Annotated in this window: 9 protein-coding genes; 4 read left to right on the top strand and 5 right to left on the bottom strand. The window is 64.8% G+C overall.

The window, feature by feature from the left end:
• Positions 1–205 precede the first annotated feature (205 nt).
• Positions 206–1,495, top strand: coding sequence for a hypothetical protein (locus SH602x_RS15665; protein ID WP_479473198.1), 1,290 nt, complete (start codon positions 206–208; stop codon positions 1,493–1,495).
• 28 nt (positions 1,496–1,523) lie between these two features.
• Here the strand turns inward: SH602x_RS15665 and SH602x_RS15660 are convergent, their stop codons facing one another.
• The 3 genes from SH602x_RS15660 to SH602x_RS15650 form a co-directional block, all read right to left on the bottom strand.
• Positions 1,524–2,984, bottom strand: a complete 1,461-nt coding sequence (locus tag SH602x_RS15660; protein WP_479473197.1) for a DUF1501 domain-containing protein — start codon at positions 2,982–2,984, stop codon at positions 1,524–1,526.
• Positions 2,985–2,998: 14 nt separating this feature from the next.
• Positions 2,999–6,010, bottom strand: coding sequence for a PSD1 and planctomycete cytochrome C domain-containing protein (locus SH602x_RS15655; RefSeq protein ID WP_479473196.1), 3,012 nt, complete (start codon positions 6,008–6,010; stop codon positions 2,999–3,001).
• Between the two features lie 141 nt (positions 6,011–6,151).
• Positions 6,152–7,420 (bottom strand): polysaccharide pyruvyl transferase family protein, encoded by a 1,269-nt coding sequence (locus SH602x_RS15650; RefSeq protein WP_479473195.1) that lies wholly within the window; start codon positions 7,418–7,420, stop codon positions 6,152–6,154.
• 236 nt (positions 7,421–7,656) lie between these two features.
• On the opposite strand from SH602x_RS15650, the gene SH602x_RS15645 reads away from it, so the two are divergent.
• On the top strand, positions 7,657–8,523 hold the full coding sequence (locus SH602x_RS15645; RefSeq protein WP_479473194.1) for an alpha/beta hydrolase: 867 nt from the start codon (positions 7,657–7,659) through the stop codon (positions 8,521–8,523).
• Positions 8,524–8,716: 193 nt separating this feature from the next.
• Positions 8,717–10,264, top strand: coding sequence for a sulfatase family protein (locus SH602x_RS15640; protein ID WP_479473193.1), 1,548 nt, complete (start codon positions 8,717–8,719; stop codon positions 10,262–10,264).
• 41 nt (positions 10,265–10,305) lie between these two features.
• On the opposite strand, the gene SH602x_RS15635 is transcribed toward SH602x_RS15640, so the two are convergent.
• Together SH602x_RS15635 and bamJ are read right to left on the bottom strand one after the other, a co-directional pair.
• Positions 10,306–10,533 (bottom strand): hypothetical protein, encoded by a 228-nt coding sequence (locus SH602x_RS15635; RefSeq protein WP_479467463.1) that lies wholly within the window; start codon positions 10,531–10,533, stop codon positions 10,306–10,308.
• A 149-nt stretch (positions 10,534–10,682) separates the two neighbouring features.
• A complete protein-coding gene (bamJ, locus tag SH602x_RS15630; protein WP_479467464.1) occupies positions 10,683–11,444 on the bottom strand; it encodes a BamJ family beta-barrel-assembly machinery protein in 762 nt (253 codons plus the stop codon).
• A 377-nt stretch (positions 11,445–11,821) separates the two neighbouring features.
• Between bamJ and folE2 the strand changes: the two genes are divergently transcribed.
• Entirely contained in the window at positions 11,822–12,817 is a 996-nt protein-coding gene (gene folE2, locus SH602x_RS15625; RefSeq protein ID WP_479473192.1) for a GTP cyclohydrolase FolE2, read from the top strand.
• Positions 12,818–12,844 lie beyond the last annotated feature (27 nt).

Below are 12,844 nucleotides of genomic sequence, written 5' to 3'. Positions count from 1 at the left end.
CGTACGCAATGGGGCGGGAATTCCTGCAAATCGGCCTGTGACGGTCAAGCCGGTTTCGACGGCGAACCGATAACTCGAACGAGCGATCCTTCCGTTCGAAATCGACGTCGCCGCAGCGTCCCTCAGATTGCCGGGCTCCATGCGTTCTGCGAGTTACGCAGCCGATCCCGGGCGCCGTCGACGTCGCGTCTCGCGACGAACGGTCGTGCGTACGCTCGCGGGCCTGTGTCTGGCGATCGCTGCCCCCTGGCCGATTCTCGCCCAGGAACGCGAGGAACTCTTCTCGCCCTTCGTGCAGCAGACTCCCGTGTGGGAGTCGTCTTCGGTCGGATTCGTCGAAGCGCCTTTTCCCGCCCCAGCGCCGATCGCAGCCGAAACGATCGAGGTCGCCCAGCCGGTCGTCGAGACCGCGCTGGCCGAGCGGCGAGCTCGCGACGCCTGCTCGCCCTTCGACTGGTCCGCGCTCGAATTAGGGTTCCTCGCGCGCGGCTACTTCGTGAACGATCAGCGGATCGAATTTACGGGCCAGGAAGATACGTTCGGCGTCGAGGGCGTGTTCGACATGGGCTGGTCGAAGGAACTGGCTGGGGGCGTCGCCACCGCCCATGCGCAGTTCTTTCTGAATCAGCCGTTCGACGGCAACGTGCTGGTCGATACGCCGTTTCGCGAGTCCTACGCCCACAACTTCGACGTCGAGCCGTTCGAAATCTCGCAGCTCTACCTGCGATACGAAACGGGCGACTGGAACTTCGTCCTCGGCAAGTTCATGACGCCGTTCGGACGCGTCTGGTACCCGGTCTATACGAACGACTTCCGCGACTCCCCCTTCATTCGAAGCGAAGCCATTCTCTGGCGAGAGACCGGCGTCATGGTGGAACGCCGCCTGGGGGAAGTCTCCCTGACCGCGGCTCTCACCAACGGCTCGCTGGAGCGCGACACGAACTCCTCCAAGGCGCTCGTCTCGCGAATCGGGTGGAACCGCGACGACCGGTGGAACCTGGGGGCGTCGATCAAGCTCCAGGACGGCATCGGATCCGAGGGGCAAAAGGAATTCAACGAGCACCTCGGCTTCGACGCGATGGTGCGGATCGGCTCGCGGTGGATCCTGTCCGGCGAGATGATCTTCGACCGCTACGGAATCCGCCGGCCCGGCTTCCCCCTCGACGACATTTTCTGGGGACGGAGTTACTACAACCGGCAGCTCAACGCGGGTTACCACCAGCCGCTCACCGGCGTCGGATACTACGCCGATCTCGGTTACCTCGGCGAGCGCTGGTCGCTGCACTTCAACTACGGCGAGTTCCGACCCGACCCCGTGGGCGACGTCCTGCACGACACGAACAACCACCGCGGGCTGGTGAAGACGATCCGGCACGTGGCGCCGGGCCTCGACGTCTACTCGGTCGTGCTGCTGGAAAACCGACTGTTCGACGTCAACATGGCCGAACACCGCAAAGGGTTCAGCGTCTGGGCCGGCGTGCAGTGGACCTGGTGATCGTTCGCTGACGCTCCGCGAATCGAAGCTAGGCCAGAATCTCCTGCTCGACGCGTCCGTGGACGTCGGTCAGTCGGAAGTCGCGGCCCTGGAAGCGATACGTCAACTGCTCGTGATCGAATCCGAGCAGATGCAGGATCGTCGCGTGCAGGTCGTGGACGTGCACGGCGTTCTCGACCGCTCCGAAGCCGAGTTCGTCGGTCTTGCCGTGGATGTATCCCGGCTTCACCCCGCCGCCTGCGAGCCACATCGTGAAGGCGTCGACATGATGGTCGCGCCCGATCGTGTCGCGGACCTCGCCCATGGGCGTCCGACCGAATTCCCCTCCCCAGATGACCAGGGTATCGTCGAGCAGTCCGCGCTGTTTCAGATCGAGCACGAGCGCCGCGCTCGCCTGATCGACTTCCTGGCAGCGCTTCTCGATCGCTTCGCTGAGGTTGTTGGCCTTGTCGCCGTGGTGGTCCCAGTCCGTGTGGTAAAGCTGCACGAATCGGACGCCGCGCTCGACCAGCCGCCTCGCCAGGAGGCAGTTCGACGCGAAGGAGGCCTTGCCCGGTTCGACGCCGTAGGACGCCAGCGTCTCGGGCGTCTCATCCTGCACGTTCATCAGTCCGGGCGCGCTCGTCTGCATCCGATACGCCATCTCGTAGGCGTTGATCCGCGTCATGATCTCCGGATCGCCCGCCTCGTCGTACCGCGTCCGATTGAGAGCGCCGACCGTGTCGTAGAAGTCTCGTTCCGCGTCGCGAGGGAAACCTGCGGGACTTTGCAGGTACAGAATCGGGTCGCCTTTTCCTCGCAGCGGCACCCCCTGGTACGACGTCGGGAGAAAGCCGCTGCTCCAGAGCGACGCGCCCGCACGGGGACCGCGCGGACCCGATTGCAGAACCACGAACGCCGGCAGATCGCGCGATTCGCTCCCCAGGCCGTACGTCGCCCACGCGCCGAGCGCGGGACGCCCCGGGGCGTTGAAGCCCGCGTTCATGAAGAGCTTCGCGGGGCCATGGTTGAAGACGTCCGTCGTCATCCCCTGCAGCCAGCAGACCTCGTCCACGATCTTGCGATGATGCGGAAGCAGGGCGCTGAGCGTCAGGCCCGCCTCGCCGACCTGTTCGAACTTCCGCGAGGAGCCGAGCAGGGTCTCCGTCCCCTTCAGGAAGGCGAAGCGCTTTCCTTCGAGCAGACTCTTCGGCGGCGCCTGACCGTGCAGTTCGCGCAGCTTCGGCTTGTCGTCGAACAGTTCCAGTTGGCTCGGTCCGCCCGCCATGAAGAGAAAGATCACGCGCTTCGCCTTCGCCGGAAACTGCGGCGGGCGCGGATCGAGCGGGTTGGCGGGATCGATGGCGATCGGAGCCGCCCTGCCCTCGCCGAGCAGCAGCGAGTGCAGAGCGATCGCGCCCATGCCGACGGAACAGTCGCGGAGAAAATGCCGCCGCGTCCGCTCATGCAGCGCCGTCGCCGTTTCCTGGATTTCGTGGGTCTCGCCCATCGCGCTGGTCGGCCTTACTCGCGGGTGATGAAGGCGTCCGTATTCAGAAGGACGCGAGCGACGGAGACCGTCGCCGCGGCGACCGCCGGATCGTCGGCGCCCTGCGACAGATCCGGCGAAAGCATCTCCCCTGCGGCCTTCGCGTCCGATCGCAGCCGCTCCAGTTCGCGATCGTAGTACGCCTGGAGCAGGCGCCGCTCTTCGTCCGAGGGCTCGCGCGAAAGGGCCAGCCGGAAGAGACGCTCGATGCGGGACGCGCTCTGGTCGTCCGGAACCTCTCGCAGCGCACGCGCCGCGATGCCCTGGGCGATCTCGAAGAAGGCTGGATCGTTCGCTACGGTAAGCGCCTGCAACGGCGAATTCGATCGCAGCCGCCGCGTGCAGGTCGTCTGGAAATCGGGCGCGTCGAACGTCGAGAAGAGCGGATAGGGCGCGCTTCGATAGAACTGGGTGTAGAGCGCGCGGCGATAGCGGTCGGATCCCGTCGCGTCCTTCCACGCTTTCGGATTCTGCGTGAACGCGTAGAGTCCGGCAGGCTGCGGCGGTCGAACGCTCGGTCCGCCGATCGTGCGGTCGAGCAGACCGCTCGCCGCGAGCGCCGCGTCCCGTACGATCTCCGCCTCGAAGCGAAATCGCTCCTGGCGCGCCAGCAGCAGGTTTCGCGGATCGGTCTCTAACAGTTCGGGGCGTACCGTCGACGACTGCCGATAGGTCGCGCTGGTGACGATCAGCCGGTGCATCGCCTTCTGCGACCAGTCGCGGCGAATGAACTCTCCTGCCAGAAAGTCCAGCAATTCCGGATGCGTAGGAGGCGAACCTTGCGTGCCGAAGTCTTCCTCCGTCTCGACCAGCCCGCGACCGAAGTACCGCATCCAGACGCGATTCATCGTCACGCGAGCCGTCAGCGGATTCGCCGGATCGACGAGCCACTTCGCGAGCGTCAGCCGGTCGCGTTCCCCCTCCGCCGGCAAGTGGGGCGAGACCGCGCTGAGCACGTCGGGCGACAGCGGGCCGACCTCCTCGTCAGGACGCAGGAAATCGCCGCGCTGGTAAACGAACGTCTGGCGAGTCGCAGCCGACTCCTTCATCACCATCAAGTCCGCGACGTCGGAAGCACGAGCTACGGGCGCCTTATCGTCGAATTCAGGATTCGCACGAAGGAAAGCCTCTCGCACGAGCGCCGCCTGCCTCTCGTCGCGTCGTTCGGACGGAATCGCGAGAACCTCGACCAGTCGCGGATCCAGATGCTCCCTCAGGGAAGGAGCCGTCTCGGACACGTCCAGCGCGAATCGACCGATCAGATAGTCGTCGTTCAGGTCGTGCATCGCCTCGAACTTCAGCGGTTCGTCGCCGATCGCGACCGGCTGCTCGAGAACGAACACCGCCTCATGCGGAGCGTTCATCCGCGACTTCGACTTCGCATCGACGTTGATCGCCCAACCGGTGGCGGCGTCTCCGTCGATCGCTCCCGTCACCGGATACCCGGGCTGCTCATGATCCGCGAACGCCGCCGCGACCTTGAGCGGTCGTTCGCCCAGCCGGACCTGAAACTCCGTGAGCACGAAGTTCCCGTTCGACGCCGTTCCCGGCCCCTGCTTGGGAAGCGACTCATGCGGCAGCGTCCGCAACCGGACGGCAGCGATCTTCGGCAGGGAGGTTCCCGCGGTCACGCGATAAGTATCCTTCGACGAGGCTTTCCCATCCCAGAGCAACGACTGGTCATCCAGCAGGCGGAAGCCGGCGCCGGACTTCGTGTCGTACGACAGGTACTCGACCGAGCGCCAATCGGCGGGCGAACCGCTCGCGTCGATCCGCTTGCGAAGGTCGGCCTCCCACGCGCTCTGCGCCTGGGCTAGTTCCGGCTCCGGAGGCGGCGGCGACTCGACGATCGGAACGCCGAAGACTTCGCCGCGCGCCACCTTGACCGTGGCGCCGCGGTCGTTGACGTCGGTTCCCTGGTTGAAGAAGGCGAAGAACGCGTAGTAGTCGCGGTGCGGGATGGGGTCGAACTTGTGCGTATGGCATTGCGCGCACGCGAGCGTCAGGCCGAGCCAGACGGCTCCCGTCGTGTTGACGCGGTCGACGACCGCTTCGTGACGGAACTGGGCGCGGTCGGTGCCCCCTTCCTCGTTGATGAGGGTGTTGCGGTGAAAGGCCGTCGCGACGATCTGGTTCTTCGACGCCTGCGGCAGCAGATCGCCGGCGAGTTGTTCGATCGTGAACTGATCGAAAGGCAGATCGTCGTTCAGCGACTTGATCACCCAGTCGCGATAGGGCCACATCGCCCGATCGCCGTCGATCGAGTAGCCGTTCGAGTCGGCGTACCGAGCCTGGTCGAGCCAATGGCGCCCCCAGCGCTCGCCGAAGTGCGGCGACGCGAGCAGGCGATCGACCAGCTTCTCGTAAGCGTCGGGGTCGGCATCGTCGACGAAGGCGTCGACCTCTTCCGGCGACGGCAGCAGTCCCGTCAGGTCGAGCGAGACGCGCCGCATCAGGAGCGCGCGGTCGGCTTCGGCGGAAGGCGTCAGCCCTTCCTGTTCGAGCCGCGCGAGAATGAAGCGGTCGATCGGATTCTGAACGAACGCGTCGTCCTTGACCTCAGGAGGCTGCGCGTCCGCGAGAGGCAGAAAAGCCCAGTGCCCCTCGTACTCGGCGCCCTCGGCGATCCACTGACGGAGGATGGCGACGTCGTGCTCCGAAAGTTTCGGACGCTTGCTGTCAGCCGGCGGCATCGCGAGATCTTCGTCATGTCCTTCGACCCGGCTGATCAGTTCGCTGGCGTCGGCATCGCCCGGAACGATCGCGGCCCGTCCGCCCAGATCCGCGGTCGCGCCTGCGTGCGTGTCGAGTCGCAGGTCCGCCTCGCGACGCTTCTCGTCGGGTCCGTGACAGTAGAAGCAGTTGTTCGACAGGATCGGTCGCACGTCGCGGTTGAAGCTGACCTTCGAAGGAGCTTGCGCCGACACGGATGCAGCGAACTGCCCGAACAGGACGAGCGAGGCGATCATCGCCGCTGACCGAAGCATCGATGTCTCTCCCTTGCCCGAAGTCCGACCCAGCGGCTGAATCATTTTCGCCCTGCTTTCAGACCGCTCCAGTCTAAACGGGCGTTCGGCTGCCGTCTTGCTTGGATCGCCTGATTGCGCCGCCGGGGGGTTCGCTCGCGATCACGCGAAATGGCCGGCGAGGACGCCCATCGTTTCGCGCTGACGACGTTCGACGAACTTCCGAGCCTCGGCTGCCTTCGCCCTGGCGGCGGCGGGATCTTTCGCCATGGCGACGACCGTCGGCACGATTCGCTCGACCTGGCTTTCGTCGTCAAGGTCGAACAGCCAGTCGGAGAGGCCGATATCGCTCCACATGATCCCCTTGCTGGTCTGTTCGGCCCAGCGACAGACGATCGCCGGCACGCCGTGCCCGATGCACATGATGGGGCTGTGCATTTCGTTGCCGAAGAGACCGGCGCTCCGGACGTACGTGCTGACCGCTTCGCCCGTGAGCCAGTAGTCGGCTCGCCAGACGGTCCGCTTCTTGACGTCCTCGGGCAGCTTGTCGTAGAGGAGCTCCTTCCCGACCGCCATCTGCGTCTGGTCTTCCGGGCAGACGAGCACCTTCTTATCGGTTCCCCGGACGATCTCCACGATCGCGCGGCGAAGCTGGGCATGATCGTGCTCCTTCATCGCTTCGTTGCGGGCGTGCTTCGTTTCGTCGAGCGCCGCCTTCTTGCTGGGAATCGTCCAGTAGGGCGTATACCGCAGCCGCGGAATGCAGCAGAGAAACTCTCCTTCTTCCAGATCGTTCGCTTCGAGAAAGGCGATCGCCTTCTCGTCGTCCCGCAGATCGCAGGCGAACGCGCCGTCGGGGCCGAACTCCATCACGGGAGCGGTGCAACCCCGCTCCTTCGCCAGCGCCAGCGAAGCCGAGTCGCGGAAGAAGACGAACTCGGCGCCGCTCAACGTTTCGATCGTTCGGGCGAATGCCTCGGACGCCGTCGGCTTCGTCGCGGTGGAACCCTGGAGGGGAAGCGTGATGCCGTAGACGCCGTATGGCTTTCGCGTCTCTTCGCTCCAGCGTCGCACATCTTTTTCGGCGACCAGCGAGGGGCCCGAACTGTGAAGCAGGAAATCGCACTCCTCGAAGGATCGTCGCAAAGCTTCCGCGCCTTGCACGACGATGAGCTTGGGAAAGCGGGCGAGCAAGAGCTCCTTCACGCCGTTGTCGACGTTGCTGGGCCAGAGCCGGATCTCCGCTTCCGGAAGGTACTGTTCCAGCAGACGCAGAACGCCGGGCGTGTGCGCGATATCGCCGATGTTGACCGTCTGCCACGACGAACGCAGCAGAATCTTCGGCGGACCTTCCTGCCCGCGAGCGCGAAGGGCCTGAGCAGTCGCAAGCGAGGCGGCGAAGGCAGCGGCGACGAACGTGCGGCGATCCATAGAATTTCCGTAGCGGGAGCATGCGAAAAGAGGCGACCGGGGGCGTGTTCAGAAAAGCGAGATGAACTCGCGGTTCGACGCCCTTCAATGTTTTCGGCCGACTTTTAAGACTAATCTATCGGTCGGCGGAGTCGGAGCGTTGTCCGCATGATTCCTGCTTCGATCCGGCGCCGACTCTTCCGCTGCGCGTTCCCTCCTCTCTCATCCTGTCGACCCCTCTCCTCAAGGATTCTTCCATGCGTTCCGGCTCGACGCTCGCCGTCCTGGTCCTGCTGTGGAGCGCCTCAGTCCAGGCACAAACCGTGCACAAGGATCTCGCCTATGCGGAGCCCGGGCACGAGCGTCAGAAGCTGGACATTTACGCTCCGGCGGACGCGAAGAACCTGCCGGTGGTCTTCTGGATTCACGGCGGCGGTTGGCAGACGGGCGACAAGTCCGAGGTCCAGCTCAAGCCGCAGGCGTTCGTCGAAAAGGGCTGCGTCTTCGTCGCGACGAACTATCGCCTTCTTCCCGACGTCGAGATGGAAACCATCATCCGCGACGTCGCCCAGTCGTTCGGCTGGGTGCACGGACACATCGCGGAGTACGGCGGCGACCCCGAGCGTATCTTCGTCATGGGTCACTCGGCAGGCGCGCAGCTCGCGGCGCTGCTCTGCACGGACGAACGCTACCTGAAGAACGAAGGCCTGACGCTCTCCCTGATCAAGGGGTGCGTTCCCGTCGACGGCGATACGTACGACATCCCGGCGATGATCGAGGTTGCGGAGACGCGGTGCCGCGTGCACGGTTTTCCGCTTCCCACCTTCGGACACCGCCAGAAGTTCGGAAACGATCCGGCGAAGCACGTCGACTTCTCCACCGTGACGCATGTCGCGAAGGACAAGGGCATCCCGCCCTTCCTGATTCTGTACGTCAACGGCCATCCCGACACGACCGCGCAGGCGCAGCGACTGGCGAACGTTCTTCGCGAAGCGGACGTGCCGGTCCAGCCTTTCGGCGCGAAAGACACCGACCACTCGAAGCTGAACGAAAACCTCGGCAAGCCAGTCGATCCTGCGACGGCAGAGCTGTTCCAGTTCGTCGATCAGGCGCTGAAGCGCTGATGTCCGCTAGCAGCCCGTTGAGTTTCTCAATGGGCTGCGTTCGCCGCACGGATGCGGCGTCAGAACAGCGGTTTTTCCGCTGTTCTGCGAGGCGTGAGAAACTTGTTTCGAACTTGCCGAGCGTGATTTTCGCCACGACGGCGAAAATCAACGGGCTGCTACGCGATCCCGCACTTCGCATCAGGAGACCGACGTGTCCGATTCCCTCCCTTCCCGACCAGGTTCCTGGCGACTTCTGATCGCGTTCGCGGCGATCGCAGCCTTCGCTTCCGCGATACACGACTCCGGGCTACTAGCCGCCGCGGAGCAAGACGCGCGACCGAACATCCTGTTCATCTTCGCGGACGACCACGGCTATCAGTCGATCGGCGCCTACGGCAGCGTCGTGAACCAGACGCCGAACCTCGACCGGATCGCGAGCGAGGGGATGCGCTTCGACCGCTGCTTCGTGACGAACTCGCTCTGCGGGCCGTCGCGCGCGGTCGTGCTGACCGGGAAGTACAGCCATCTGAACGGATTTCGTCAGAACGGCGATCGTTTCGACGGCTCGCAGCAGACCGTCGCGAAACTGCTCCGCGGCGCCGGCTATCAGACGGCCGTGATCGGAAAATGGCATCTCGAAACGGAACCGACGGGCTTCGATTACTGGGAGGTCCTGCAGGGTCAGGGGCCTTACTACAACCCGGTCATGCTGACGGCCGGGGGCAAGGTCAAGCACGAGGGCTACACGACCGACATCATCACCGACCTCGCGCTCGACTGGCTGGGGAAGCGGGACGAGTCGAAGCCCTTCTTCCTGATGTACCAACACAAGGCGCCGCATCGGAACTGGATGCCGGGGCCGAAGCATCTCGATCTGTACGACGACGTTCAGATTCCGGAACCGGAAACGCTGTTCGACGACTACGCCGGCCGCGCGACGCCCGCTTCGAAGCAGGAGATGACGGTCGCCGATCACCTGACTCCGCACGACCTGAAGCTGTCGCCGCAGCAGGGACTTACCCCCGGGCAGCGCAAGACGTTCGAGGCGGCCTATGCCGACGAGAACGAGGCCCTGACGCGATCCCGGCTCACGAAGGAAGGCCTCACGAAGTGGAACTATCAGCGCTACGCGAAGGACTATCTCCGCTGCGTGGCGAGCCTCGACGACAACGTGGGACGCGTGCTCGACTGGCTCGACGAGTCAGGGCAGGCCGACAACACGATCGTGATCTACTCGTCGGATAACGGCTGGTACCTCGGCGAACATGGCTGGTACGACAAGCGCTGGATGTACGAAGAGTCGTTCCGCACGCCGCTGCTCGTCCGCTGGCCCGGAACGGTCAAGCCCGGCTCGACCAGCGACGCGCTCTCGATGAACCTCGACTTCGCGTCGACCTTCCTCGAGGCTGCAGGCGCCGAGATCCCCGCGGACCTTCAGGGCCAGTCGCTCGTTCCCGTTCTGAAGGGGGAGCAGCCGGAGGACTGGCGGAAGAGCGTTTACTACCACTACTACGAGTTCCCCGGCCCGCATGCCGTCGCGCGGCATTACGGCGTGCGGACCGACCGGTACAAGCTGATCCGCTATTACCAGACGGGCGAAGGCGAACTGTTCGACCTGCAGGAGGATCCGAACGAACTCCAGAGCCGGTACGACGATCCCGCGTTCGCCGAAATCCGCAAGGAGATGGAGGCGGAACTTGCGCGGCTGCGAAAGCAGTACGGAGAGTCCGAAGGCGAAGCGGCGACCAGCAAGAGCTGAGCAGGAGCTGAGCAGGAGCTGATCGTCGGGCCGAGCGCCGTTCAGTCGCCGGAGGGGGAGACGCCTGCGGCGATCAGGGCGCCGAGCACGACCAGACCGAGGCCGATCGCCGCGAGCGTCGCGCGACTGGGGCCCCGTCCGATCTGCGATTCCAGCCAGCGAAGCTTCGGAAGACGAAACGGCGCCTCGGAACCGAGCGCCGCGACGACGATCAGGCCGACGCCCATCACGATCGCCAGTCCGCCGACGAAAAGATCTCTCGGGTCCATAAGCTGGGTCGCGAAGCGAACGGTCGGGTGCCGATGAAACGGTTCGGGCCAAAGAAGAAGGACGCCGGCGGAGGCGCCGACGTCCTTCGAAGATTCGGTGATCGCGGGTCTGCGTCCGACAACCTCGCGCTGAGGCGAAGCGGGCGGAGCTACTGCTTCGGGTTGACTTCCAGCAGTTCGACCTCGAAGACGAGCATCTTGCCGGCGGGGATCGGGCTGCCCGGCTGCGGCTGATCGCCGTACGCCAGCTTGGACGGGATCCAGAGCTTCCACTTGTCGCCCGGCTTCATCAACTGAAGCGCTTCGGCCCAGCCGTCGATGACGCCGTTGACCGGGAGCGTGATCGGCTCCTTGCGCTCGACCGAGCTGTCGAAGACGGTCCCGTCGAGGAAGGTTCCGTGATAGTGGGCCTTGACCATGTCGGTCGGCTTCGGGCTCGCCCCGCCCGCTCCTGCGGCGAGAACTTTGTACTGCAGGCCGGACGCCGTCGCCTTCACGCCCGGCTGAGTGGCGTTCGTGGCGAGGAACTGCTGCTCTTCCTGCTTGTTCGTCGTCGCGGCCGCCATCGCCTTCTGCTGTTCTCGCGCGAGCATGGCGCGGTTGAAGTCCATCAGAACCTGCTTCATCTGTTCGTCGTTGAGCTTCAATTCCTGACCGGTCAGCGAGTCCTGAAGACCCTGCATGACCATTTCCAGGTTCAGCGCTTCCTTGTCGGCCTGCAGGTTCTTGCCGATGCTGACGCCGATCGCGTAGCTGGCGTTCACCCGAAGCTGATCGGTCAGTTCGGGCGCCGCCGGAGCTGCTCCCTGGCCCGGAGCGCCGCCGCCGGGGGCCGCGCCGCCCGGAGGTTGGGCGATGGCGAGGCTCGTGGCGAAAAGAGAGGCGGCGAGGACCGTGAGGGTCCGCTTCATGTCGTTCGTCCTGACTAGGGAGGTGGGATGCTCGCGCGGCCGGGTAAATCGCCGCATTCCGCACAATGTATCAAACTTTCCCCTACCGCCCGAACCCCAATTTGCAGCATGCATGCAGACTGCCAGCGAAGGAATTGGTCGATTCTTCGAACCCGGGCGTCGGAAAAGGACTCTAAAGACCTTGGGCCTGCGTCGGCGATTTTCAAGAGCGCGCCGCCGGGGCCCTTCCACGGAAGCGCCGGCGATACCCTCCGACAGCGGCGCCGAAAACGGTTAATCCCGCGTAGAATAACCGGTCGGACGATGGACGACCGTGCGGAGAGAGCATCCTTTCTCGCGTCCGCTCGCATCACCTCTCGAATCGACTTCGTCAACGCATGTTTTCTGATCCTGTGGAAACCGGCTACGGCGGCGCCTCTCCTGGCGCAACCGGCGCTGACGCGAATATTCTGCCGGACGTCGCGCAGGATACGGTCACGCACGCTCCGTCGACCCTGGAACGGGTCGGCATGCGGGCCATCGAAACGGCGATTCGCTATCGCACCGAGAACGACGAGCTCGTCCGCGCCCCGGCGCTTGCCGACGCCTTCGTGAGCCTCGACGACGCGAATGCCCGGGGCATTCACATGTCCCGGCTGTACCTCGCGCTCGATCAGACGCTGGAAACGGAAATCTTTTCGATCGACACGCTCGGTCGACTGCTCGAAAACTTCGTACGTTCCCACAGCGATCTCAGCCGCTCGGCGAGCGTCAAAATCGCCTTCGATTATCTGCGACGCCGCGGGTCGCTCCTTTCGGGTCGCGAGGCCTGGCGGACCTACCCCGTCGAATTCGAAGCCGAAACGCTGGAAGGGAAGGTCACCCGCACGCTGAAGGTGCGGCTCGTCTATTCGAGCGCCTGCCCCTGCTCCACCGCGCTCTCGGGCGCGCTGATGCAGAAGCGGTTCGAGACCGAATTCGCCGGGCGAGCGAACGTCCCCGTACGACAGGCCGCCCACTGGATCGCGACCGTCGGCGCCGTGACCGCCATCCCGCACAGCCAGCGCAGCCACGGCGAGATTCTCGTCCGTTTGGACGATAGCGTCGCCGGCCCGTTCGACGTGCTGGTCGATCGCATCGTCGACGGCATCGAGGAGGCTCTCGGCACCGCCGTTCAGGCTGCGGTGAAGCGGGCCGACGAGCAGGAATTCGCCCGGCTCAACGGCATGAACGCGATGTTCTGCGAAGATGCGGCCCGGCGGATGAAGAAGGTCCTCGAGGAGCTGCCCGGGATTCTCGACTACCGAGCCGAGGCCCGGCACTTCGAGAGCCTCCATCCGCACGATGCCACCGCGATCGCCGTCAAAGGCGTCGCCGGGGGCTTTCGGCCTTGAGCGACGGGTCGACCTTGAACGAGGCGG

It is taken from the genome of Lignipirellula cremea, assembly GCF_056501455.1.
The sequence above is the reverse complement of the archived record's forward strand: the minus strand, read 5'-3'. Positions and strand labels throughout refer to the sequence as shown.

What these genes read in the sequence shown, in the direction of transcription:
- SH602x_RS15655 (WP_479473196.1), bottom strand. Translation starts at nt 6,010, where the DNA reads ATGCTTCGGTCAGCGGCGATGATCGCCTCGCTCGTCCTGTTCGGGCAG.
- SH602x_RS15660 (WP_479473197.1), bottom strand. Translation starts at nt 2,984, where the DNA reads ATGGGCGAGACCCACGAAATCCAGGAAACGGCGACGGCGCTGCATGAG.
- SH602x_RS15645 (WP_479473194.1), top strand. Translation starts at nt 7,657, where the DNA reads ATGCGTTCCGGCTCGACGCTCGCCGTCCTGGTCCTGCTGTGGAGCGCC.
- bamJ (WP_479467464.1), bottom strand. Translation starts at nt 11,444, where the DNA reads ATGAAGCGGACCCTCACGGTCCTCGCCGCCTCTCTTTTCGCCACGAGC.
- folE2 (WP_479473192.1), top strand. Translation starts at nt 11,822, where the DNA reads ATGTTTTCTGATCCTGTGGAAACCGGCTACGGCGGCGCCTCTCCTGGC.
- SH602x_RS15635 (WP_479467463.1), bottom strand. Translation starts at nt 10,533, where the DNA reads ATGGACCCGAGAGATCTTTTCGTCGGCGGACTGGCGATCGTGATGGGC.
- SH602x_RS15650 (WP_479473195.1), bottom strand. Translation starts at nt 7,420, where the DNA reads ATGGATCGCCGCACGTTCGTCGCCGCTGCCTTCGCCGCCTCGCTTGCG.